Below are 25,407 nucleotides of genomic sequence, written 5' to 3' on the forward strand. Positions count from 1 at the left end.
CTGGCAAACGTGTAGTCGTAGAGTGCTTTGTCCTGTAAGCCACTGGTTTTAAGATGCTCTATTTCCATTTGTTTTTCATGAAGTTTTCTTTGGGCTTCTTCCTGCTCAAAGATTTCCTGCTGGCATTTACAGCGGATGGAAGGAATAAGAACTTTTCCCTGTAATTCATGCCGGCATTGTCTTGGTGTATTGCATTTGGAACAGTAGATCAGGTGGTCTGTTTCGTTAAAATATTCATCAGGCTGAATCTCTCTGTTTGGTGTTATAGCGGTTGCTTTTTCTGTAAATTTTGTCATAATGTTTCGTATTCCTCACTTTCGTAATTTCTTTGCCGGGAAGCAGGATGATCCTGTCTTGCCCAACTGATGATGGTAGCTGCATGGTTCTGATATTGCTTTCCGGTAGAAGCCATATAACCGGATAAGCGTTCAATATAATCCTGCCAGTCAGGGATTGTCTGCCGGATATCTTCCAGCTCTTTTTCTGACAGAAAAACATTTTGAAATTTTCCATAGGATGAGAGTGGCTCCTTACTCCCTCTTATTGCTAAATTGTTCTTTTTTATCTCTTTCTTATTACCAGACAGTTTTCTGTCTGTATCAGGGAAAGAATCCTGTCTGTCAATAGGACAGTTTTCTGTCTGTCTTAGGGAAAGAAATCTGTCTGTATAGTGGATGGCTTCTTTTGGGAGTTTTACATAAATTCGATTGGGCTGTCCGGGTCCCTGCCGTTTTCGGAAGATAAGCTCCTGTTTTTCCAGTACTGCCAGAGCAGTTTTAACCGTCATCTGGCTTTTGTGGAGAACTTCTGCCAGTGCTTCAATTGTAAAGTAAATGAACACATGACCATCGATATCTGACCAGCCCTCATTTTTCTGGGAAAGCCTTGCCCGGTCGAGCAGGATAATATAAAGCATTTTGGCAGTTTCGTTTATTTCCATGTCCAGAAGAAAACGGGGAAACATCATATAAGATGACAGGTTGGTGTCTGCTGTCAGAAAGTCCGTCATGTGTTCACCTCCAATCAGTTATTCGCCAAGAAAATCCCAGTCTACATCACTATCTGGCAGTGAATTTTCAGGTGCTGGAAAGGACGCCCTGATTTGGGGCTCCCTTTGCACCATGCCTGCAGTCAGTCCGGAAAGAAAAAGTGGCAATGCCTGTTTCAGACTGTTTTCCACTGCATCTATAATCTGTTTCACAAAAAGTTCTTCCCGTTCTCTTGTTTCCAGATAAGGATCAGCCTGTGTGCGGTAGTAGCGGTCAAAATAATCTACCAGTGCAAGAGAGATTACCTGACTGTAAGATTTAAAATCCTGCCTGTCCATCGTCTGTAAATATTCCCAGGCTCTCCGCTGCTGTTCTTTGTCCAGATTAAAGCGTAGGTTTGTGTTGCGGATATTGTTCTGCATGGTTTATCCCCTCCTTTTATCGTATTGATTGATTCAGCAGGTTGTACCGGTGTGGTACTGCTTTGCTGTGAGATAAGCATACGAAAATCAGAGGAAAAAGGCATTGAGGGGAAATTGAGTTGGAATTGAGAAAAAGATGCAATATTTTTTGAGTTGAAGTATAATATCAAGTGTTAAGCCAATAGAAATAAAAAACGTTATTGCTAACGTGTATATAAGAACAAAGGAGTGAATTACATGATGTATAATCCACAACTTGATACATTTATCTGCGTTGTAGAAGCTGGAAGTTTTAGTAAAGCGGCAGAAGAATTATATATAAGTGCACCTGCGGTTATTAAACAGATAAATTCTTTGGAAAACAGCTTAAATTTGCAACTATTTGAAAGAACACACAGAGGTCTTATTATTACGGAAGCTGGTAAATCGCTCTATCAGGATGCAAAATATCTGATTCAATATTCAAAAGAATCGTTGATACGGGCGCAGGAAGCAATGAATCATAATGAAGAAATCATTCGTGTTGGAATATCTCCGATGACGCCACCGGAAGTTTTTGTGGAACTTTGGCCTAAGATACAGAAAATATATCCGGAGATGAAGTTTAAATTGATTACATTTGAAAATACACCAGAGAATGCAAGAGAGATACTGGCTAATATGGGAAAGAATATTGATGTGATAGCTGGAATCTTTGATGAAACAATGCTTGAACTCAGAGGCTGTGATGGCACTGAGATTTCAAGAGAACCATTTTGTGTGGCGGTATCAATTCATCACAGGCTGGCAAAAAAAGAAAAAATAACACTTGATGATCTGGCTGGAGAAAATCTTATGCTCATGAAAAGAGGATGGAGTTATTATGGCGATATGCTAAGGGATGATATGATGAAAAATCATCCTGAAATCAATATTGTAGACTTTAATCTGTACAATGTAGAAGCATTTAACCGATGCGAAAACAATAATGAGGTATTACTGGCATTCAAGAGCTGGGAAAGTGTTCATCCACTGATCAGAATCATTCCAGTAGAGTGGGATTATACTATGCCGTTTGGAATTCTTCATTCGAAAAAACCGTCCATTAAGGTTAAGCGGCTGATAAATGCTATTAACAAGGTAAAATAAAAATTGAATACATGCGAGTAGAAACCTAAAGGTTAATACTGAATAACAAAACGAGACTTCTAATGGAGTCTCGTTTTGTTATACTTTAGCTGAAGTGAAAATGGAGGATACTATATGCAGATAAAGAGGATAGCTCTTGGAGGAATCATCATGACTGTTATCATGTTCAGTGGGTGTAGCACAACAGTCCATAACCTGGCAATCGTGGAAGAAAAAACGCTGGAAACAGGAAAAACAGAGCAAGAGAGCGTGACAGAGAAGGATATCAATATGAATGAAAAAGAAAGTTTTAATGCAGAAAGTAATATAAATGATGTTATCCATGATTCAGCTTTCGATGATTATGGCAGACTCATATTTCCGGTAGATATGGAAATAGAGGACAATCTGAAATTAAAAGACGTCAGCTCTATTTTGCCGTGGTACAGCGAAGTCAACACCGATAAAACAGTAGAAATCGTAAATTATATGAAAAATCAGGCAATGAATGGTGAGCAGATTTTTTATCCAATATACAGTGAAGAAGAAATGCAGGCAGATGCGGATAAAAAGGATACAGGTTTATTTTTCTTTCGGGGAAATGCAGGAGCAAAAACAACGATTATCAATGCAGGAGGAGGCTTTGTATATGTAGCCGGAATACATGATAGCTTTCCTCATGCCTTAGAATTGTCAAAGAAAGGCTATAATGCATTTGCTCTTATTTATCGTCCGGGAGCACAGACTGCCTGTGAGGATCTTGCCAGAGCAATTGCGTTTTTACATGAAAATGCAGAGAAACTACAGATTGATATGACGGATTATTCTCTCTGGGGTGGCTCAGCAGGAGCAAGGATGGCGGCCTGGCTTGGTTCTTATGGAACAGCTTACTTTGGAGAAAAAGAATATCCTGCACCGGCTGCGGTGATTATGCAGTATACAGGACTTTCCCAGGTGACAGGAATGGAGCCTCCAACCTATGCCTGTGTCGGAACAAGTGACGGAATTGCATCATACAGAAGTATGGAAAAATATATTTCCCAGATACAACAAAATGGCCCAAATACAAAAATAGAAGTATTTAAAGGCCTTTCTCATGGATTTGGATTGGGAGAGGGGACTGTAGCAGAAGGATGGATTGATCGTGCAATATCTTTCTGGGAAGACAATATGAATGCTTTAGATAAGAGGTAGGATATGAAAAATAAACGATTTACAGCAAAAATATTGATAGATATAGGAATGACGATATGTTTGCTTCTTCTTATGCCATATAGTCTGCTCAGCGAGACTGCACATGAGTGGATTGGTATGGCGATGCTTGTGCTTTTTATTTCACATCACATACTGAATCATAAATGGGTGACCTCTGTAAGGAAAGGAAAATATAATGCGTTCAGAGTGATACAGACAGTACTGGTTATCATCATGCTTATTCTTATAATGGGTTCCATGATAAGTGGAATATTGTTATCTAATTATATATTTAAATGGATAAAGATTTCCGGAACATATATGACAGCCAGACAGATACATATGTTTTGCGCATACTGGGGACTGGTGGTGATGTCATTACATCTCGGATTTCATTGGAATATAGCGGTAGCAATGGCAGGACGATTATGGGAACATCCATCCGTCATCAGAACATGGGCAGCAAGATCTGTCGCAACCACAATTGCAGGTTATGGTTTATATGCATTTTACAGGAGACAGATAGGAGATTATCTGATTATGAGGATGCATTTTGTATTTTATGATTATGAAAAGGGGATCTTTCCTTTTCTGCTGGATTATCTGGCAGTAATGATATTGATTGCATTTATTGGATATTATAGTGGAGTGTTTCTAAAGAAAACAGGTAAGAGAAAACGAAAAGGTTCATACTGAAAGAAGGTGGTGTATTTATGGAAAAGCGGAAATTAGTACTTACAATTATTGGAGTTGTTATTTTAGCAATGGTAATCATGGTATATATCTACTTTTCAAAACCTGGCAAGGATGAAAAGAAGAATCAACAAACAATAAACCAGGTACAGACCGTACAGCAGAAGACAAATGAGAAAAAAGAAAATACAGAAAAAAATACATCCGGAGATGAATTGGAAAATGTTACGCCGGGAAGCGAAGAATACCGGGGCTTCCTCCTGGATAATGTTCTTCATTCTCCAAATGAAGGGGACATTCATTACAATGTATATATTCCGGATGCATATGACGGGACAAAGGAATATGCACTATATGTAACATTACCCGGATATCAGGGATTATATTTTCAGGGCGTGGGAGAAAATATCCGGACAGAAGATTTTGGATTTGAAGCACAGAAGTATATTACCGATATGATTATTGTAGCTCCACAGTTAAATGACTGGGGACAGACATCAGCAGATCAGACAATTGAACTGACACAGTATTTTCTGACGCATTATATTATTAATCCATCGAAAGTATATATTAATGGTTATTCCGGAGGAGGAGAAACCCTGTCACTGGTATTGGCAAAGCAGCCGGAATTATATACAGCGGCACTTATGTGCAGCTCTCAGTGGGATGGTGCATATGAGCCGGTTGTGGAGATAAAAACGCCGGTATATTTTGTGATTGGCGAAAGCGACGAATACTATGGATCAGAACCTTTTAAAAAGGCATACCAGCAGATACATGAGCTTTACGAAGAACAGGGATTATCGGAATCAGAGATTGATAAACTGGTGGTACTGGATGTAAAAGATAAAGATTACTTTGAAGGAACACCGGTCACTTATCAGCATGGCGGTGGCTATCTGTTTTGTCGTGACAAAGAAATTATGGGATGGCTGTTCAATCAGTAAGAACCAGAATAAACCGAAAGGTTAAGACTGAAAAACTTATCGAAACTTCTCAAAGGAATCTATCAGTATTATAGTATGAATGTAAGATGAATGAAAGAAAACAAGGAGGATACGACAATGGAATATATTTCATTAAATAATGGTGTAAAAATGCCAATACTGGGATATGGCGTATATCAGGTAACAAAAGAGGAATGTGAAAGATGTGTGCTTGATGCTTTAAAAGTTGGATACCGGGCGATTGATACAGCACAGAGTTATTTTAATGAGGAAGAGGTTGGGAATGCAATCCAAAAGTCAGGCATTCCAAGAGAAGAAATCTTCCTTACAACAAAGGTGTGGGTTGAACATTATGGATATGAAGAAGCAAAGAAATCAGTTCTTGAATCCATGAAAAAGTTAAAGACAGATTATCTGGATCTGGTATTGCTTCACCAGCCATTTTCAGATGCTTACGGTGCTTACCATGCATTGGAAGATCTGTACGATGAGGGAAAAATCAGAGCAATCGGAATTTCCAACTTTTATGTAGACAGAATGGTTGATTTTGCATCCTTCAACCGCATTAAACCTATGGTAAATCAGGTGGAAACCCACATCTTCAATCAGCAGAAAGAGATGAAGGAATGGGCAGACAAATATGACATCCGGTTAGAAGCATGGGCACCATTCGGTGAGGGCAGAGGAGGCACCTTTGAGAATCCTGTCATCGCAGAGATTGCAGAAAAATATCAGAAGACTCCGGCACAGGTTATGCTTCGCTGGCATATTCAGAGAGGGGTAGTGGTTATTCCGAAATCAACACACATTGAGAGAATGGAAGAAAACTTTAATGTTTTTGATTTCACACTTTCTGATGAAGATATGAAGACTATTGCAGAACTGGACAAGAAGACAAGCTCCTTCTTCTCGCATCAGGATCCGAATATGGTGGAATGGTTCGTGAAGATGGTTGAGGAAAGAAAAAAGAATAATGACAGTTCAAAAGAAAAAAAGAACTGGTAAGCATAAGAGGAAAAATCAATGAAAGTATTACTTGTCAATGGCAGTCCACACAAAAATGGCTGTACTTATACAGCTCTTTGTGAAGTATCCAGTGCATTAAATGAAAATGGCATAAGTACAGATATTTTTTGGATTGGAAACAAGCCGATTTCAGGATGTATTGCCTGCAGAAAATGTCAGGAAAAAAATAAATGCATCCTGGATGATATCGTGAATGAATTTCTGGAAATAGCAGGGGATTATGACGGATTCGTATTTGGAACTCCGGTACACTGGGGTGGTGCAGGCGGTGCAATCACATCCTTTATGGACAGAGTCTTTTATGCCGATTTAAACGGTGGCGGCGACAGATTCCGCCTGAAACCTGCCGCTGTGGTAATTTCAGCAAGAAGGGCCGGAACAACGGCCACATGGGATCAGGTAAATAAATATTTTGGTCTGATGCAGATGCCGATTATCACTTCGAGATATTGGAATATGGTACATGGGACGAATCCGGATGAAGTAAAACAGGATCTCGAAGGAATGCAGGTTATGCAGATCCTTGGAAACAATATGGCATATTTCATTAACTGTAAAAATGTTGCGACAAAAATGGGAATTGAAATGCCAAAGGCACCGGATTTTGTATTTACCAATTTCATCCGATAGAAATTAGCGTGACAAACATTTTATACGACAGGAGGTGACCTTAGAATGAAAACAAAGAAAATAGCAGCAGTACTCTTAACATGCATCGTGGCAATCGGTTTGATGGCAGGATGTGGAGCAAGCAATACCAACCAGTCTGCTTCTAATAATGACAGCCAGTCTACAAGTACAAACCAGTCTGGGAATGAAGAAGCGGATACAAATTCCGAAAACACTACAGATACAACAGAAAATACATCAACAGGAAATGGAAAAACATTGGTTGTATATTATTCAGCTTCAGGAAATACAAAAGATGTTGCTGAAAAGATAGCAAAAATTACAGAGGCAGATCTGTTTGAAATAGAGCCTGTGGAGCCATATACAGATGATGACCTTGACTGGACAGATGATGACAGCCGGGTGTCAAGAGAACATGATGATGAGAGCTTAAGAGATGTGGAACTGGTATCTACAACAGTTGATAACTGGGATTCATATGATACGGTATACATTGGCTATCCTATCTGGTGGGGAATTGCAGCATGGCCAGTAGATAACTTTGTAAAAGAGAATGACTTTACAGGAAAAACAGTCATCCCATTCTGTACAGCAGCGACCTCGGGAATCGGTGACAGCGGTAATCTTCTGGAAGAGATGACAGGAACAGGTGACTGGAAAGAAGGGGAACGATTCCATGGTGGAGCGTCTGAATCAGATATCAGTTCATGGATAGACAGTCTTGGATTATAAAAGAATATAAAAATATTTGGAGGAATCGTAATAAGTAAGACATAACCTTTAGGTTTAAACTGCCTAACAAAGAGAGACTTCTGTCCGGAGTCTCTTTTTCTTATACTTACAGTAAAGTTTGAAATATAGAAAAGGAAGATAAAGATGGAGATAAGAATTTTAGGAAGAGACTTAGAAGTATCAGAAATCGGATTTGGATGTATGGGAATGAGTCATGCATATGGAACTGTTTCAACACAGAAAGAAGCAGAAGAATTGATTGAAAAAGCGATCGATGAAGGCTGCACATTTTTTGATACGGCAGAGATATACGGAACAACAGAAGACCCTCATCACAATGAAAAACTGCTTGGGAAAGTGTTAAGGCCATATAGAAACAAAATTGTCCTTGCATCAAAGTGTGGGATACGTTTTGATGAAACTGCAACAACTGTAAATAAACCTTTGATTCCTGATGGACGACCGGAGACGATTAAAGCATCGATTGAGGGATCTTTAATGAGACTTAACACAGACCATCTTGATTTATATTATATTCATCGTATTGACATGACTGTACCGATTGAAGAGACGGCAGGAGCTATGAAGGAGTTAATGGAGCAGGGAAAAATCACACACTGGGGGTTATCAGAAGCCAGTGAAGAGATTATTCGACGTGCACATAAAGTATGCCCGGTTACAGCGATTCAGAACAGATATTCCATGATGTACAGGGATTATGAGAAATTATTCCCGGTGCTTGAAGAATTGAAAATAGGATTTGTTGCATTTTCGCCGCTTGCAAATGGATTACTGACAGCAGCATATCATTCCCATGGGGAATTTGAAAAGCCGGGAGATTATCGAAGCGCAATGCCACAGTTTACAGAAGAAGGATTAAAGGAAAATAATGAATTTATGTCCTGGATGAAAGTGATTGCAGAAGAAAAAAATGCCACGCCTGCACAGATTTCTCTTGCATGGATGCTTGCAAAGAAACCATATATCGTACCAATTCCGGGAACAAGAAAAGTAAATAGACTGGAAGAAAATCTGGAATCAGCAGATATAAAGCTGACTCAGGATGAAGTAAAATCTATAGATGAGATGCTTGCCCATATGCCGATGTCGCAGGTGTTTGGAGGTTCAAAAATACAGAAGAAATAAAAGAGGTGAGCAATGAAAACAAGGAAAAAGATAACCATCGGGGTAATAGTGGCTTTCTTAGCGGTAGTCATGGTGGGTTATATCTATCTGTTTACAGGGGTTAAAATAAGTAAAGGAGAATAGAGATAATGAAGAAAATGTTAGTTGTATATTATTCCTGGTCAAATGGAAACACGAAAAGAATTGCAGAGCAGCTGACTAATGGGACAGGTGCAGATATTGCGAGAATCGAAACAACAGAGCCATACAGCGGCAGTCATGAAGATGTGGTTGAACAGGGAAAAAGAGAGGTAGAGGCAGGCTTTATGCCTCAGATCAATCCGATATCTGTAAATCTTGCTGATTATGATGTGATTGCTATCGGAACTCCAACGTGGTGGTATACGATGGCACCTGCAGTGCTTACATTTTTGACAACAAATGATTTTACAGGAAAGACAGTGATTCCATTTATGACAAATGGTGGATGGCCGGGGCATGTTATAAAAGATATGGAGGAAAATTGCAAAGGAGCTGCCTTTGCACATGAAATGCAGATTCAGTTTGATTCCAAAGGAAAAGATCATCTGGAAACTTCAGAAGAGGTGATTACAGAATGGATTGGGCAGATAAATACTGATATAAACAAATAACCATAAGGAGAGATAAAACAATGAGAAAAAATTTTGGAGCAAAGCCATTTTTATATCCACAGCCGGTTATGATTCTGGGAACCTATGATGAAAATGGAAAGGCAAATGCAATGAACGCTGCATGGGGCGGAATTGTAGGTGCAAATGAGATTATTGTAGATTTGTCTGCCCATAAGACAACAGACAATATTATAAAAAATAAGGCTTTTACAGTAGGGGTGGCAGATCTTGAACATCTGGTTGCCTGCGATTATGTGGGAATTGTTTCTGCAAATAAAGAAGCAGATAAGATGAAAAAAGCAGGCTTTACTACAACGAAAGGTGAATTTGTAAATGCACCAATCATCAATGAACTTCCATTGACTCTTGAGTGTGAACTTGTAAAAGTCATTGATGGCAGCAAGTATCTTGCGGAAATTAAAAATGTAAGTGCAGATGAGAAATATCTCGGTGATGACGGAGAAATTGATCTTAGTAAGTTTACACCAATTACATATGATCCGGTACATCACGGATATTACAGACTTGGAGAACGTGTGGGAAATGCTTTTACGGATGGAGCAAAGTTAAAATAAGGACAGGTGATTAAAGTGAAAAAAATTGTACAGACAGCAGGAAGAAACGCACTGAATGAATTTGCACCACAGTTTGCACATTTTAATGATGATGTTTTGTTTGGAGAAAACTGGAATAATCAGGATATTGATGTAAAGACAAGATGTATTATAACAGTCACAGCACTTATCGCTTCAGGAATGATTAATACATCTTTAGTACATCATTTTGAAAATGCAAAAGCTCATGGAGTGACTCAGAAAGAAATTGCAGCCGTGATTACCCATATAGCATTTTATGCAGGGTGGCCAAAAGGATGGGCGGCATTCAATCTTGCAAAAGATGTCTGGAGTATAGACAAAGGTGATCTTTCATATGAAGATGAAGCAATGAGAGCTCATGCTAAAAAGATGATATTCCCGATTGGAGAGCCAAATGATAAATTTGCACAATATTTTACAGGGAAAAGTTTTTTGGCTCCTGTGTCTACGTCACAGGTTGGAATTTTCAATGTGACTTTTGAACCTGGTTGCAGAAATAACTGGCATATTCATCATGCAAAAAGCGGAGGCGGACAGATTCTTATCTGCATTGCAGGACGTGGATACTATCAGGAAGAAGGAAAAGAAGCAGTAGAAATGAAACCCGGAGATTGTGTCAATATTCCGGCAGAAGTAAAACACTGGCATGGAGCAGCACCAGATGAATGGTTTTCACATCTGGCAATTGAAGTACCGGGAGAAAAAACATCATCCGAATGGTGTGAAATAGTAACGGATGAGATATATGGAAAACTGAAATAAGTACTTTCTCCCAAAAGTGGGAAAAAGAAATTTTACGGCGAACAATTATGTCCGCCGTAAAATTATGTCTGTTTTGTTAAAAAGTCTGATAGCTGTTGTCCAAGAAAGAAACCAACCTGTGGATATAACTCCTGGATTTCCTGATATTTTGCTTCAATCATTTCTGGTTCATCAGTCCAGATCTTTTCATATATTTTGAAAGCTCTTTTAAAATGTGTTTTGGCTTGCGGAAGATTGGCAGTCATTAGATAAATGGTTCCAAGGGTTTCCTGTACTTTGGCATAATCCAGACAGTGATCGGAATGGTATTCCTTGATGATGCCGGATAATTTTTGCAATTCGGAGATTCCTCTTTCGGGTTCCTGCTGTTCTGTCAGGAACATTGCATAATTGGCAATCTGAGGTATGCTGTCATTTATATGAAGCAGGTTAAATTGGTCAAGCAGTGAGATACTTTTTTCCATGTGTTCTCTTGCAAGATCGGGATGACCGTTCATGCGGTAAAGTCCACCGAGATTGGCATGAAGGTTGGAAACAAGGCGAGCATTGTCAACAGTGATAGTTTCTATCTGGGCAAGTGCATCTTTTTCCAGTTTTATTGCTTTTTCAGGTTTAGTTTCAAGAGTTGCCTGAAAATCCAGTAATAATGCCCGGTCGGAGTCGGTGCCAATACTTTTTGTTTTTAATAGACATTTCAATTCCTGAATGATTCCATTCATACCTTTGTGGTAGTTATAGTTATCCATGTATGGAAATGCATTTTCCAGAAAAAGCAGATACTTTGGTATATCATCCTTTTCAATCAATTCTATGATATTTCCGATTGTTTGAAACAGTTTCTTGTAATAATCAACTTCCATTCCATGCATTAAACATATGTGCTGTAAAGAATCCAGTAATATGTGGCAGCGAGTTACAGATGGTTTTGTCTCTGAAAGGGTGATTTCCTGAATCATCGGATGCAGAGAGATAGTGCGACGTGTTGTTGTCTGAACGAAACCAGTCTCAATTAAATCGTTGATTTCATTTAGTGTGGGCAGTTCCAGCCATTTGGCAAATATACGGGCAGAAATACCGGTGGAAGGAAGAAAGCACATATTACACATGATATCCTGCTGTTCAAGAGATAAAGTGTATAAAGAAAACAGCGTATGGATATGACTGTAATAGGTGGCTTTGCTGCTTTGTCCATCTTTGATTATTTTAATTTTATCTTCGTTATGGAAAGATGCTTTTTCCACCTGAAGTCTTGTTAATAACTGGTCTGGAGTTGAGATTCCATTTTCCAGAAGTTTTGCTGCCAGTTCCACGGCAAAAGTATGAGAATGAACAGTTTCGATGATCTTTTCAACTGTTGCCCGGTACGTGTCTGCCTCTGAATAAAATACTGATGCCAGCTGGAAGAGAGCGTTCATATTCTCTATTTCTTTTAATGGCAGAGTACAGTATTCATCCAGTTTGCTTCTGGTTGTAAACAAAATCTGGCAGCGATATTTTAATACTACTGACAGAAAGCTGTCCTGTGTCGCAGTGACATTAAAATTATCTATGATAAGCAGAGTATCGGATTTCAGGGAACGAAGGAAACGGTTATGTCTTTGAAACCGTTCCTGTTCAGTGCTTTCCGGCAGATCGTCAATAAAATCCATGTCAGTAATATCCTGATGAAGATTGCCGGTATATTCTACATAAAGGATATTGGTGTATTGCTTTATGTACCGCTTTGCGTAGGCTTTGGCAAGTTCACTTTTTCCGATTCCGGCGATTCCACAAAGAAAAACATGACGGTTTTCCTCAAGCATGGTATATAATTCTTCCAGTTCTTTATCTCTTCCGATAAAATGACGGCATGGTTTCGGAACCTCACTGTCCATAATATAATCCAGCACAATGGGGGATAAAGCGCCTCCGGCGAGCAGCTTCTGATTTTTGGTATTACGTTTGATGAATTGGCGTTCCATGCCAAAAGAAATCAGTTTTGCAAGAAACAGCAGTCTTGAACTGGCTGGTTTATATAAGGGAGTCAGATTTTTCTTTTTCGCATCTGAGATGCTGTCATCCTGAATGAATAAAGTGTAAATATCTTGTATAGCCATATTACAGTCAGACATCAGTGGAAGAAGATTCTGGTGGATGGTATGGGCTAATTTTTCCTGATTGGATGGCTTGGAATAGTAAGCGGATATTTTAGGACTGATTTTAGCCTGACCAGTCATCCAGCGGCAAACCAGACCGTTATCCATTGAAAAATCCTGATTTGCCGGATCATCCATAAAATCTTCAAATAATTCGTATAAAAAATCAGGCTGACTCATTTGATTACTTTCGCTGATATGATTTTTTAAGCAAGTGCTAATAGAAGAAAAATCGCATCGATTCAATAGAAATTCCCCTTTCGTAGTTAAGATTGAGTATATCTATCATAACACGAACATACATTCGATTCAAGGAAATACGGATATTTTTAAAGTGATTGTGTCAATTTACAATCAATTCCTATTCAATGTGGTTTTCAGGCAGGTTCTGTAAAATAAGCTCAGAACAAACAATAACGGGAGGAGCTTATGCAACAGAATATTGAATTTGAGCGGTGCATTGATTTTCTGGTACGGATGATTGATAAGTACGGCGAAGAAGTCCTCCGGGAGTTGGAGGAAGAAAAACAGAATAAGGAAGAAAAAGAAGCGGCAGTTTCCTGAAATACAAAATGTAAATCAGGCTGTCGCTTTTTTGTGAAATTATTCGGTTGCGTTATCTTTTACTTCTGCAAGCATAATCTGCTCTAGTCGGTCAATATCTGGAAATACCACTTTTTTGCCTCTGGAATGAAGTTGACGAATTTTTTTCATACGTGTTGTTACTTCCCTGTGAATGGAATGCTTAACAGGAACCGGATTATTATTTCGAGTATGTATATGGTCAAGATAGTACTCTCTGATTGGAAACATATTCTGGAGAAGAAAAGCAGCTTCTTTTCCATCAAATTCACCTAAAACAATCGTTAGGCACTTTCCGTATTTAGCCACCTGTTTATCGTGTATTGCTTTAAACTTTTCTACACGAGAACTGAGTGGAACCATCCATAACAGAGAAGTTTTATTGTCACGCAGACAGTAAAAAGTAGGACGGTATGTACCGCCCTCTTTGTTCTGCATTAAGTTGGAATCCTGTACTTTTTCAAAGTATTCATCTTTAATATGGTAAACGTATCCTTCTTGATATATCATGTTTATCACCTATAAAATAAGCCCTGCCATGCGGCAGGGCCGAAATTTTCGAGCCGGACATTTATTAGACGCTTCCGGTGAGCGAACAATATTTTCGAGCCGATCACTTATAAGCCGCCAACGGTAGGCGAACAATATTTTCGATGACAGAAATCCTGTCTCTATCATTATTATATGGTTGTAACGAAAATATGTCAATAAAAAATAAAAAGAAGTATTGAAAATAGTTGGAACAAGTACTAAAATAAAGTTGGGACAACAAAACGGAGTTATATTGCGAGGAAGATTATGAAGAATAAAAAGATTAAATGCGATATATATACCAGAGTATCCACAACCATGCAGGTAGATGGATACAGTCTAGATGCTCAGAAAGAAAAACTCAAAAGATATGCGGAATTTCAGAACATGGAAATCGTAAATGAGTATTCCGATGAAGGTAAATCTGGAAAGAGCGTAGAGGGCAGACCGGAATTTCAGAGAATGTTGGATAATATTGAGAATGGAACAGATGAGGTACAGTTTGTATTGGTGTTCAAGCTTTCCAGATTCGGTCGTAATGCGGCAGATGTATTAAATTCTTTGCAGAGGATGCAGGATTTTGGAGTGAATCTGATTTGTGTAGAAGATGGAATTGACAGCTCAAAAGATAGTGGAAAGCTGATGATTTCTGTTCTGTCTGCGGTGGCAGAGATTGAACGAGAGAATATCCTTGTTCAGACAATGGAAGGACGTAAGCAGAAAGCCAGGGAAGGAAAATGGAACGGAGGATTCGCTCCATATGGTTATGAATTGGTAAATGGAGAATTACAGATTGCAGAGGACGAAGCGGAGATTATTCGTCTGATTTATGACAAATTTATTCATACAAATATGGGAATCTCTGCGATTGCTGCATGGCTGAACCAGCACGGATATAAAAAGAAAAAACGACAGAATAATACACTGGACGCATTTGCTTCTTCGTTTATAAAAGGTGTTCTGGATAATCCGGTATACTGTGGAAAGCTGGCTTATGGACGAAGGAAGAACGAGAAAGTTTCAGGAACAAGAAATGAATATCGCATTGTAAAACAGGAAAATTATATGCTGCACGATGGTATCCATGAAGGGATTGTTTCAGAAACAGACTGGGAGTTGGCCCATCAAAAACGAGAAAAAACAGGTGTGAAATATGAAAAGACACATAGTCTCGATCATGAGCATATTTTATCTGGAATATTGAGATGCCCGTTATGTGGAAGCGGTATGTATGGAAACGTGAATCGAAAGAAAAAGAAAGACGGAACTTTATATAAGGATTATTTCTATTATGCCTGCAAACATCGTCGCCTGGTAGATGGTCATAAATGTGGATATCGTAAACAATGGAGTGAGGAGAAGATTAACAATGCAGTGGAAGAAGTTATTCGGAAGTTGGTGAAGAATCCAAAGTTTGAGGAAGCAATACTGAATAAAATCGGTTCAAGAATAGATACAGAAGAAATAGAAAAAGAGATTGAAGGATTGGAAAAGCAGCACAGGCAGTTGACCGGAGCAAAAGCAAGACTTGGACAGCAGATGGACAGTCTGGATATTATGGATAAATTTTATGAGAAGAAATATCAGGATATGGAGACAAGGTTATACCGTTTGTATGATGAGATTGAAGGCGTGGAGAACAGTATAGAGGAAGTAAAGAATCGCCTGCTGAATATTCAGCAACAGAAAATATCAGAAGAAAACGTCTATCAATTTCTTTTATATTTTGATAAACTATATGATAAGTTCACCGACCTGGAGAAGAAAGAATTTCTTAACAGCTTTGTGGAACAGGTGGACATTTACGAGCAGGAGCAGCCAGATGGCAGATTCCTGAAGCACATAAAGTTCCGTTTTCCGGTGTATTTTGGAGACAGGGAGACACAGGAACTTTGTTGGGACAACGAAAGTACCGTTGAGACGATAGCGTTGATTTCGAGAAAAGATAAATATGGAGCGGAGAGATAATAATATATTTGGTTATGAGCAAGTAGCGAAGCGGATTGCGAATATCCGCTTGACACACAAGCATGAGTTCAGAAAATTAAGAAGTGTCTTGTGGAAATAAAATGAAAGTGCTATACTTAAACAAATAAGGCCATGTGGATAAGAATATTAGAAATTCACATGGCTTCTTTTAAAACAATAAGTTAGCTATAACTAACACATGACAAAAAGGAGGAACGCTAAAATGAACATAAATGTATTCTATGGAATTCTGATCCCGTTTTTGGGTACTTCTGTGGGAGCGGCCTGTGTGATTTTTATGAAAAAAAATTTAAATGCACACGTGCAGAGGGCACTGACTGGCTTTGCGTCAGGAGTTATGGTGGCTGCTTCTGTTTGGAGCCTTTTGCTTCCGTCAATTGAACAGTCGGAGAAACTGGGAAAATTTTCTTTTGTACCGGCAGTGGCAGGCTTTTGGGCAGGAGTGTTGTTTTTGCTTTTGCTGGATCATGTGATTCCACATATTCACCAGTACAGTGACAGCGCCGAAGGTCCGAAGAGTAAGTTTCAGAAAACGACAATGATGGTCCTGGCAGTAACGTTACATAATATTCCGGAAGGAATGGCGGTTGGCGTGGTTTGCGCGGGATATCTCATAGGAAATACTCATATCACATTTAAGGGAATGATGGCACTTTCTATAGGAATTGCAATTCAGAATTTTCCGGAGGGTGCGATCATTTCCATGCCCCTTCGCTCTGAAGGCATGGGAAAAGGAAAGGCATTTATAAGTGGTGTGCTGTCAGGAATTGTAGAACCTTTTGGAGCAATACTCACAATTCTGGCAGCGGATCTTATTATTCCGGTTTTGCCGTATTTACTCAGTCTTGCTGCCGGTGCTATGATCTATGTAGTGGTTGAGGAGCTGATCCCGGAAATGTCAACAGGGGAGCATTCGAATATTGGAACCATATTTTTAGCAACAGGTTTTTCCTTTATGATGATATTAGATGTGGCGTTGGGATGATTGGTCTGTTTATTTCGCACGTATGAAAAAATAGGTAAAAATTTGAATAGAGTAGCAATACACCCTACATATATGATATGCTCTACCTATCAACCACAAGAAAAGGAGGAACAAAAAATGAATAATAAAGGCATCGGCGCAGTTTTCTGTCTGATATCGGCAATCCTGATCTCTGCAAAATACATCTCAGCTGCGATATTTATGAGCGGTGTGAATACCTGGGATGCCACATTATTTGCTGCCGGACTGGGGTATGTGGGGCCTTTCCTGTCAATCGCTTCTGCTGTTGCACTGATCGTCGGAATTTTGTTTCTCGGATATGGGGTATATGAGGAGATAAGAAAAAACAAGAAATAAACAGGTTGCAGACAAGGGGGAATGTAGCAAATGTTTTTTACACTGGAAAAACTGGAAAGAAACACAAAACAGTTAAAAGATCTCCGTTACAGAGAACGGATGGAGATCCCGTCATTTGACGCGAGCACGCAGGAGGAGGAGCCGGTGGGAAAACGGCCGGAAAGCGTGGTCTACACGGGAACTCTGAAAAAAGGTGATTTCTGGATCGGAAGAGGCACTTATCTGTGGATCCGACAGTCCGTAGAGATCCCGGCGGAATGGGCGGGGAAAAAGATCGCCGGGCTTTTTAATATGGGAAAAACCGGCGAGGGCCTGAATTCCGGGTTCGAGGGACTGATCTACGTCAATGGTTCGCCATACTGCGAAACCGGCTCCTATCATGAAGAAGTGATCTTTCCTTCAGAGCTTGCCGGTACGAAAGTGGAGCTGGCTATCCGCCTCTGGGCAGGACTGGAAGGCGGCGGAGTACCAACACAACAGACTCATCAGTTCAAACAGGCAGAGCTTGCCGTTCTGGATGAGGTTGCGGATGATTTTTATTACAGCAGCAGAGCGGCTGTTGAGACTGTGCGTATGCTGGATGAGAACGATTCCATAAGAACAGATCTTCTGACAGCTATGGATCGTGCACATCTGGCTATAGATTGGAGAAGGCCTGGTTCTGATGCCTTTTATGGATCTCTGAAAAAAGCTCTGGAAGTCTGGAAGAAGGAGGTTTCCAGAATCTCGTGGACCAGCCCGGTAACAGTCCATACTGTGGGCCATTCTCATATCGATGTGGCCTGGCTCTGGCAGCTGAAACACACCAGGGAAAAAGCAGCCCGCACTTTTTCAACGATGTGCACTTTGATGGAGCAGTATCCGGAGTTTACCTTTGTCCAGTCCCAGCCACAGCTTTATGATTATATTAAGACGGATTATCCGGATATTTATAAACGGATACAGAAAGCCGTAAAAACCGGAAACTGGGAACCAAACGGAGCGATGTGGGTAGAAGCTGACTGTAACATTTCTTCCGGTGAGGCTCTGGTACGTCAGATCCTGAACGGACAGCGCTTTTTCAAAAAAGAGTTCGGCGTAACGGCCAATGTTCTTTGGCTTCCCGATGTATTTGGTTACAGCTGGGCACTGCCTCAGATCCTGAAGCGTTCCGGAATTGACAATTTTATGACCATTAAGATTAGCTGGAACCAGTACAACCATATGCCTCACGATACTTTCCGCTGGATCGGTGTGGATGGTTCCGAAGTACTGACGCACTTTATGAGCACTCCGACTTTTGGCGATGATGGTGGTTATACATATAATGGGCTTATCGATCCGGCATCTGTAAAAGGGGTATGGGATCTTTACCATGATAAAGAGATCAATAAGGATCTGCTTCTGGCTTACGGAAACGGAGACGGAGGCGGCGGAGTGAACCGTGATATGCTGGAGATGGGACGCCATCTGAAGGCTATGCCAGGACTTCCGGAAGTAATTCCTGGAACGGCCTATGATTATTTCGAAAATCTTCAGAAGACCATTGCGTCTACAGACCGTCATGTACCAACCTGGGATGGCGAGCTGTATCTGGAATATCACAGAGGAACCTACACTTCTCAGGCACGGAATAAGAAAAACAACCGGAAGACAGAACTGAAACTGCGGGAGGCAGAGTGGCTGGTAAGTGAGGCCGCTGTAAAGACCGGCGATTTTTCTTCCTATCCGGAAAAAGAGCTCCAGGAAGCCTGGAAGATCGCACTCAGAAACCAGTTCCATGATATCATTCCTGGTTCATCCATCCATGAGGTATACGAGGATTCCGCAGCAGAGTATGCAAAAGCCAATGAAATCCTGGATACGATCGAGAAAAATGCCCTGAAGGTTCTGGTAAGAGAATCAGATTCCATTGTAACTGTAGTAAATAACAGCAGTTTTGCAGGTGAAGGAATTGTAACAGTAAAAGTAAAAACTTACGAGGGCAGAAAGGGAAGCTGGTTTTCAGCAGATGGAAAAGAGCTGCCTGCTGTATATACGGAAGATGGCTGGCTTGTAAAAGTTTCTGGCATAGAGCCTGCCGGATTTACAACTCTGACTCTTATAATTGGAACCAGGGCGGAATGTTTTTGCACAGAAGAGTGGACCGGGGAACTGGACACGCCATTTTATCATATTGTCTGGGATGAAAAAGGCCGTATGACTTCCATTTTTGATAAGGAAAATGACCGTGAGATCCTGAAGGCAGGCGAATTAGGAAACCACCTGGTGGTTTATGAGGACCGTCCAATGAAGTACGATGCCTGGGATATTGATATCTATTACCAGGAAAAAGGATACGAGGTAGAGGATCTGAAAACGGTTTCTGTGGAAAAATCTTCTTTGATGACAAAAGTAAAAATGGATTGGAATTATCAGGATTCCACGATCTCACAGGAAATCCGCTTTTACAATGATAACCGCAGAATTGATTTTGTCACTCATGCAGACTGGCATGAGCATCAGCAGCTTTTGAGAGTTCTTTTTCCTTTGGATATCCGCACCAGCGAGGCAACTTTTGATATCCAGTACGGAAATGTGAAACGTCCCACCTACGAGAATACCAGCTGGGATATAGCAAAATTTGAAACCGTTGCCCATCAGTGGGCGGATTATTCCGAAACCGGATACGGAGTCAGCCTAATGAACGACTGCAAATATGGCTACAGTGCCAGGGGCCATGTTCTTGGCATGTCGCTGATCAAATGTGGAATCCATCCGGATTATGCGGCAGATCAGGGAATCCATGATTTTACCTATGCACTTTATCCACACAGTGGCAGCTGGCAGGAATCCGGTGTGCAGAAAGAAGCCTGGAGACTGAACAATCCGCTCTGGACTGTGGAAGGTGCAGTGGATGCAGAGGTACGTCCTGCTTTTTGCAAGGCAGATACAGACCATGTAGCCATCGACTGTATAAAGAAGGCAGAAGATTCTGAAAGTCTGATCATCCGTTTCCACGAGTATGCAGGCATGCGCGGTCCGGTAACGCTAAATTTTGGTTTTCCGGTAGACTCCTGGCAGGAGACGGATCTGATGGAAAATCCGGCAGGAGAAGAAATGACCGGAGAACTTAAGGTAACGGTACGCCCTTATGAAATCCGAACTTTCCGCGTGACTCCAACTCTGAGTAATAAATAATAACTGAAATATGGCGCTGGTTTATCTTTGGATATGTACCAGAAATTCTGGGTATATCTTCAGGATTACCGGCGTTTTTATTACAGGAACCTGAAAATATTTATTTTTTTGCATCCATCCCCACTCCTCCCACGTCTAATAAACAGAAGCACAGAAACAAATGCTTTCAAAAAACATTTCCTGAGGACCGGTCCGTGCAGGAGAATGGAGATTACCAATGAATGAGATTTTGATACGAAAGGCGAAAAAAGGGGACAAAGATGCTTTCTGCCGGCTTATGGATGAGCAGATGCAGAGTATGTACAAGATTGCCATCTCCTATGTGAAAAATGACGAAGATGCTGCGGATGCCATCCAGGATACCATCCTTTCCTGCTATGAAAATCTGAAAAGCCTGAAATATAACAGGTATTTCAAAACATGGATGATACGGATCCTGATCAACAAATGCAAGGACATCCTGCAGAGAAAAAATCGAATGATCTGTACAGACGAGATGCCGGAGATGCCTTTCCATGAGGCGGAATATGCCTCGGCAGAATGGGCGCAGATGCTGGAACCGCTGGACGAGAAATACCGGATGATCGTTCTTCTGTACTACATGGAAGGATTTAATACCCGGGAGATCAGTGAGATCCTGGATATGAAGGAAAGCACAGTGAAATCTCGTCTTCAACGCGGAAGAAAACAGATTGCGAAGATGTACGAGTACAAGGTCAGGGAGGGACGTGTTTGATGATGACATTAAATGATAATGAAAAAAATTTTCAGAAAAAACTTCAGAAAGATACAGAGATACCGGTGATTGTGCGGGAACGGGCAAACCAGGCATATCATCACATTGAGAACAATACTGCCGTACAAAAGAGAGAAACGAATGATAAAAATGCCCTCCGCTGGATGAAAACAGGCGGGAAGGTCGTGGCGGGAACAGCAGCAGTACTGGCAGCAGGTATTCTGTTCTGTGCGGCAAATCCGGTCATGGCAAAGAATATCCCGGTGGTGGGAGGTCTTTTTGAAACATTACAGGATAAAGTAAGCTTCTTTGGAGATTTTGCAGATCATGCGACGACACTGGAAGATACAGAAAAATCTGCCGGAGCGAAAACAGCAGATGGAAACTCTGATCAAACAACGGATCATACAGCATCAGATAATGCAAACGCAGACACCACCTACACAAAAACATCCGGCGGCCTCACCATCACCTGCTCCGAGATTTTTGCAAACAGCCAGGCTGTCTATGTGACCATGCAGTTTCAAAGTGAGGAACCATTTCCTGATACGTTAAAAGGACTGGATGGGAAGCCTGCTATGGAAATGTATTCAACAAGACTTCTGGATTTTAAGCCGGTGGACGATGGGGTGATGCTCAGCAATCTGGAAGGAGAATTTCTGGATGAGAATACATATGCCTGCATCCTTCGGGTAGATCTTGCAGAGGCGACAAAAGACTACAGTGAATACAATAAAAAATACGAGGAAATGTGCCAGCAGGTACGGGATGAAATGGGCATCACCCTGGATGACATAAATGATGAGACAGAAGAAGGCAGTGCACTTCTTGGAGAATATATAGAAAAAATATCTGTCAGAGGAGGCGCACTTCAGTCTTATATCAAAGAGATCGATATTCCGGAAAAGTTTAACATGCATCTGGGTATCAGTGAGATCCGTGGAATGCGGCCGGATGAAGCTTCAGATCCGAATGATCCGGATGCGGGATATTATAAATTCGAAGGAGACTGGAGTTTTGACATTCCGGTAACAGTCGATGATTCAGAAACGGAAGTTCAGGAGATCAATGAGACAAATGAGGCAGGAATCGGTCTTAAGTCCGTGATCCGGACTCCATATGAGCTGACGGTAAATGAACTTTATGAGGAAGGTTCCAACAGCGACTGTTTCATGGTTGCGCTGGATGCCAATGGAAACAGGCTGCCATATAATGAGTCCAATGGAAACTGCAATAATTTTGCCATTCAGGACAGAGATATTTCCACCGTTGATATTTATATCCTGGATTACGTGCAGTATATGGATGAGCTGAAAGGAGAAGAAAATTACAACAATAACGAGAAGAAACCGGAAGGTGAAAAATGGAGTGATCTTCTGGATCAGCATGCGAAATATCACAAAACACTGCACTTTAACCAAATCAAGTAAGTCCCCTGCGGGGTTGCGAAAGGCAATAAGCAGTGGGTGGGGACTTGCTTGTATCAGGAGGAGTGCAAGCTCCTCCTGATAAACTGCGGAGCAGTTATTTGGTGTAGAGCTACGTAGCGAAGCGGATTGCGAATATCCGCTTGACCTGATAATGCCTGAAAGGCATGGAAAGCTATATAAACTGGGTATTTTACATAATTCAAAGAATCCTTTACAATAAAAGTACAACATATGGAGCGCACACAATGATACAGGGAGGGATTCATTATGGAATATGCAAAACTTGGGAACACCGATATCGAAGTATCAAAATTATGCGTAGGATGCATGAGCTTTGGAAAGGCCGGCACTATGCATAAATGGACATTGGATGAAGAACAGAGCGGAGAAGTAATCCGCCATGCGCTGGATCTGGGAATTAATTTTTTTGATACAGCCAACGGATATTCCGAGGGAACCAGTGAAGAATATCTGGGACGGGCTCTGAAAGAAAGCGTAGCCAGAGATAAAGTGGTGATCGCGTCCAAGGTTTATTTTAACCCGGGCCGTCTTTCCAGAGAGGCCATTATGCGAGAGATCGACGGAAGTCTGAAACGTCTGGGAACAGATTATCTGGATCTGTATATCATCCACAGATTTGATTACGAGACACCTGTCGAGGAAACAATGGAAGCACTCCATGACCTGGTAAAAGCAGGTAAAGTACGCGCACTGGGCGCTTCCGCCATGTACGGATATCAGTTCTACAACATGCAGCTTGCAGCCAGGGACAATAACTGGACACCATTTTCCGTAATGGAAAACCATTACAATCTTCTTTACAGGGAAGATGAAAGAGAACTGATCCCGATCTGCAACCAGATGAATGTTTCACGGATGCCATACAGTCCTCTTGCAGCCGGGCATCTGGCAAGGCCGCAGTGGAAGTCTGATTCTCTCAGAGGAAAAACAGACCGCGTTGCAGTGGGAAAATACGACCGTATGGAACAGCAGGATATCAAGATCGTAAAACGGGTTCAGGAACTTGCTGAGAAACATAACTGCAAAATGTCCCAGATCGCCATTGCATGGCAGTGGGCAAAGGGAGTAACATCACCGATCATCGGAGCCACGAAAACAGAATATCTGGATGATGCGGCAGATGCACTGAACGTAAAACTTTCTCCGGAAGACATTGCATATCTGGAAGAGATGTACGTTCCCCATCCCATCGTAGGTGCAATTGACAAAAATCCGGCAGAGGGTGTGATCCTTCTGGACGAGAAGAAATAAGAGGCGCCGAAATGTTTTCCAATAAACAGTTAAAAGATATGATACTTCCGCTCCTGATGGAGCAGTTTCTTCTGATGCTGGTAGGCCTGGCAGATACAATGGTTGTCAGCTATGCGGGAGAGGCGGCAGTTTCCGGAGTGTCCCTGGTAAATTCATTTAATACCATATTTATTAACCTATTTACGGCACTTGCATCCGGAGGAGCAGTTGTAGTCAGCCAGTATATTGGCCGGCGGGATATGAAAATGGCATCGGAATCATCCAGTCAGCTTCTGATGGTAGCTACTGTATTTGCAGTAGTGATCTCAATTCCGGTACTGATCTGGAAAGTCCCTCTTCTGAAGGGATTATTTGGCAAGGTAGAACCGGATGTAATGGAAGCGTGTAAAACATATCTCAGGATCTCCGTATATTCTTTTCCGGCTCTGGGAATATACAATGCAGGAACCGCACTCTACAGAAGCATTGGAAAGACAAGTGTGACCATGAAGATCTCAATTGTATCCAATCTGATCAATGTGGCAGGAAATTTGATCGGAGTTTTTGTTTTCCGAGCAGGAGTAGCAGGCGTTGCTTATCCATCCCTGATCGCCAGAACGTTTTCAGCAGTGGTGATCACACTGCTTTGCTTCCGGGAAAAGGAAGTTCGCTATGTGGGCCGATGGATCTTTCAGTGGAACAGAGAACTTCTGAAAAAAATGCTTTCTATTGCAATCCCCAATGGAGTGGAAAGCGGGATCTTTCAGTTTGTAAAAGTGGCACTTTCCAGTGTGGTTGCGCTGTTTGGTACTTACCAGATCGCGGCAAACGGAATTTCTCAGAGTATCTGGAGTGTGGCAGCACTGATCAGTGTGACCATGGGGCCGGTATTTATTACTGTGATCGGTCAGTGTATGGGAGCTGGAGATATCAGGCAGGCGGAATATTATTTTCGGAAATTAACGAAAGTGACAGTCTGTATTTCAGTCGCCTGGAATACACTGATCTTTCTGATAACGCCACTGCTTATAAAGATCTTTGCAGTTTCCCGGCAGACAGGGCAGATGATCCTCTATCTGGTGCTGATCCATAACATAGCCAATGCAGTGGTATTTCCATTTGCAGATCCTCTGGGAAAAGGCCTCCGGGCAGCAGGAGACGCCATGTTTACCATGGGAATCTCTTTGTTCACAACCATTGGCGTGAGACTGATATTATCTATATTGCTGGGAATTGTCCTGGATCTGGGAGTGATCGGGATCGCACTGGCCATGTGTCTGGACTGGACGGTCCGCGGAGTGATCTTCTGGATCCGTTTCCGCCAGGGAAAATGGAAAACTTATCGTGTGATCGGTGAATAACCGGAACAGAACAAT

The 25,407-nt window shown here is 41.2% G+C and carries 24 protein-coding genes and 1 pseudogene; 20 read left to right on the forward strand and 5 right to left on the reverse strand.

What is annotated here, in order from left to right; all coding sequences use genetic code 11:
* The 3 genes and pseudogenes from G5B06_RS11110 to G5B06_RS11120 all read right to left on the reverse strand — a co-directional run.
* Positions 1-296: pseudogene (locus tag G5B06_RS11110) on the reverse strand (ATP-binding protein); the annotation flags it as partial.
* Positions 293-1,009 (reverse strand): replication initiator protein A, encoded by a 717-nt coding sequence (locus G5B06_RS11115; protein WP_055164060.1) that lies wholly within the window; start codon positions 1,007-1,009, stop codon positions 293-295. The pseudogene G5B06_RS11110 and the gene G5B06_RS11115, both read right to left, overlap by 4 nt.
* A gap of 18 nt (positions 1,010-1,027) precedes the next feature.
* A complete protein-coding gene (locus G5B06_RS11120; protein ID WP_055164063.1) occupies positions 1,028-1,411 on the reverse strand; it encodes a hypothetical protein in 384 nt (127 codons plus the stop codon).
* 237 nt (positions 1,412-1,648) lie between these two features.
* On the opposite strand from G5B06_RS11120, the gene G5B06_RS11125 reads away from it, so the two are divergent.
* The 11 genes from G5B06_RS11125 (at position 1,649) to G5B06_RS11175 (ending at position 10,876) form a co-directional block, all read left to right on the forward strand.
* Entirely contained in the window at positions 1,649-2,539 is an 891-nt protein-coding gene (locus G5B06_RS11125) for a LysR family transcriptional regulator (protein WP_015521527.1), read from the forward strand.
* 114 nt (positions 2,540-2,653) lie between these two features.
* Positions 2,654-3,712, forward strand: coding sequence for an alpha/beta hydrolase (locus G5B06_RS11130; protein WP_242844396.1), 1,059 nt, complete (start codon positions 2,654-2,656; stop codon positions 3,710-3,712).
* 3 nt (positions 3,713-3,715) lie between these two features.
* Positions 3,716-4,408 (forward strand): DUF4405 domain-containing protein, encoded by a 693-nt coding sequence (locus G5B06_RS11135; protein ID WP_044922381.1) that lies wholly within the window; start codon positions 3,716-3,718, stop codon positions 4,406-4,408.
* A gap of 17 nt (positions 4,409-4,425) precedes the next feature.
* Positions 4,426-5,352 (forward strand): prolyl oligopeptidase family serine peptidase, encoded by a 927-nt coding sequence (locus G5B06_RS11140; RefSeq protein WP_173772058.1) that lies wholly within the window; start codon positions 4,426-4,428, stop codon positions 5,350-5,352.
* A 117-nt stretch (positions 5,353-5,469) separates the two neighbouring features.
* Positions 5,470-6,357, forward strand: coding sequence for an aldo/keto reductase (locus tag G5B06_RS11145; RefSeq protein WP_015528535.1), 888 nt, complete (start codon positions 5,470-5,472; stop codon positions 6,355-6,357).
* A gap of 18 nt (positions 6,358-6,375) precedes the next feature.
* Positions 6,376-7,008 carry a flavodoxin family protein gene (locus G5B06_RS11150; RefSeq protein ID WP_006427000.1) on the forward strand — a complete coding sequence of 211 codons (633 nt, stop codon included), beginning with the start codon at positions 6,376-6,378 and terminating at the stop codon, positions 7,006-7,008.
* Positions 7,009-7,053: 45 nt separating this feature from the next.
* Positions 7,054-7,740, forward strand: a complete 687-nt coding sequence (locus G5B06_RS11155; RefSeq protein WP_055164066.1) for a flavodoxin — start codon at positions 7,054-7,056, stop codon at positions 7,738-7,740.
* A 144-nt stretch (positions 7,741-7,884) separates the two neighbouring features.
* Complete coding sequence (locus G5B06_RS11160) at positions 7,885-8,886, forward strand: aldo/keto reductase (protein WP_055164069.1); 1,002 nt, start codon at positions 7,885-7,887, stop codon at positions 8,884-8,886.
* A gap of 128 nt (positions 8,887-9,014) precedes the next feature.
* The gene (locus tag G5B06_RS11165) at positions 9,015-9,518 is read left to right on the forward strand and encodes a flavodoxin (RefSeq protein WP_021650495.1); all 504 of its coding nucleotides are present in this window, start codon (positions 9,015-9,017) and stop codon (positions 9,516-9,518) included.
* A gap of 20 nt (positions 9,519-9,538) precedes the next feature.
* Positions 9,539-10,093, forward strand: a complete 555-nt coding sequence (locus tag G5B06_RS11170) for a flavin reductase family protein (protein ID WP_044922392.1) — start codon at positions 9,539-9,541, stop codon at positions 10,091-10,093.
* Between the two features lie 15 nt (positions 10,094-10,108).
* Positions 10,109-10,876: a carboxymuconolactone decarboxylase family protein gene (locus G5B06_RS11175; RefSeq protein ID WP_173772060.1), complete on the forward strand. Its 768-nt coding sequence runs from the start codon at positions 10,109-10,111 to the stop codon at positions 10,874-10,876.
* Positions 10,877-10,938: 62 nt separating this feature from the next.
* Here the strand turns inward: G5B06_RS11175 and G5B06_RS11180 are convergent, their stop codons facing one another.
* On the reverse strand, positions 10,939-13,191 hold the full coding sequence (locus G5B06_RS11180; protein ID WP_044921378.1) for a tetratricopeptide repeat protein: 2,253 nt from the start codon (positions 13,189-13,191) through the stop codon (positions 10,939-10,941).
* A 249-nt stretch (positions 13,192-13,440) separates the two neighbouring features.
* On the opposite strand from G5B06_RS11180, the gene G5B06_RS19245 reads away from it, so the two are divergent.
* Positions 13,441-13,575 carry a hypothetical protein gene (locus tag G5B06_RS19245; RefSeq protein ID WP_004844681.1) on the forward strand — a complete coding sequence of 45 codons (135 nt, stop codon included), beginning with the start codon at positions 13,441-13,443 and terminating at the stop codon, positions 13,573-13,575.
* A 39-nt stretch (positions 13,576-13,614) separates the two neighbouring features.
* Here G5B06_RS19245 and cptIN read toward each other — a convergent pair whose 3' ends face one another.
* Entirely contained in the window at positions 13,615-14,103 is a 489-nt protein-coding gene (cptIN, locus tag G5B06_RS11185) for a type III toxin-antitoxin system CptIN family toxin (RefSeq protein ID WP_015528542.1), read from the reverse strand.
* Between the two features lie 288 nt (positions 14,104-14,391).
* Here cptIN and G5B06_RS11190 point away from each other — a divergent pair, with 288 nt between their 5' ends.
* The 8 genes from G5B06_RS11190 to G5B06_RS11225 all read left to right on the forward strand — a co-directional run bounded on the left by G5B06_RS11190 (position 14,392) and on the right by G5B06_RS11225 (position 25,392).
* Positions 14,392-16,092 (forward strand): recombinase family protein, encoded by a 1,701-nt coding sequence (locus G5B06_RS11190; protein WP_173772062.1) that lies wholly within the window; start codon positions 14,392-14,394, stop codon positions 16,090-16,092.
* A gap of 223 nt (positions 16,093-16,315) precedes the next feature.
* Positions 16,316-17,098: a ZIP family metal transporter gene (locus tag G5B06_RS11195; protein WP_173772063.1), complete on the forward strand. Its 783-nt coding sequence runs from the start codon at positions 16,316-16,318 to the stop codon at positions 17,096-17,098.
* Between the two features lie 117 nt (positions 17,099-17,215).
* The gene (locus G5B06_RS11200) at positions 17,216-17,455 is read left to right on the forward strand and encodes a hypothetical protein (protein ID WP_148446772.1); all 240 of its coding nucleotides are present in this window, start codon (positions 17,216-17,218) and stop codon (positions 17,453-17,455) included.
* Between the two features lie 30 nt (positions 17,456-17,485).
* Positions 17,486-20,614: an alpha-mannosidase gene (locus G5B06_RS11205; RefSeq protein ID WP_173772064.1), complete on the forward strand. Its 3,129-nt coding sequence runs from the start codon at positions 17,486-17,488 to the stop codon at positions 20,612-20,614.
* Positions 20,615-20,831: 217 nt separating this feature from the next.
* Complete coding sequence (locus G5B06_RS11210; RefSeq protein ID WP_114001728.1) at positions 20,832-21,350, forward strand: RNA polymerase sigma factor; 519 nt, start codon at positions 20,832-20,834, stop codon at positions 21,348-21,350.
* A complete protein-coding gene (locus tag G5B06_RS11215) occupies positions 21,350-22,780 on the forward strand; it encodes a DUF4179 domain-containing protein (protein WP_173772073.1) in 1,431 nt (476 codons plus the stop codon). The genes G5B06_RS11210 and G5B06_RS11215 overlap by 1 nt, the downstream gene beginning before the upstream one ends.
* Before the next feature lie 267 nt (positions 22,781-23,047).
* Entirely contained in the window at positions 23,048-24,052 is a 1,005-nt protein-coding gene (locus tag G5B06_RS11220; RefSeq protein WP_114001730.1) for an aldo/keto reductase, read from the forward strand.
* Positions 24,053-24,063: 11 nt separating this feature from the next.
* Positions 24,064-25,392: an MATE family efflux transporter gene (locus tag G5B06_RS11225; protein WP_173761907.1), complete on the forward strand. Its 1,329-nt coding sequence runs from the start codon at positions 24,064-24,066 to the stop codon at positions 25,390-25,392.
* Positions 25,393-25,407 lie beyond the last annotated feature (15 nt).

The sequence above is a fragment of the Blautia luti genome, assembly GCF_013304735.1.
Lineage (GTDB): Bacteria > Bacillota > Clostridia > Lachnospirales > Lachnospiraceae > Blautia_A.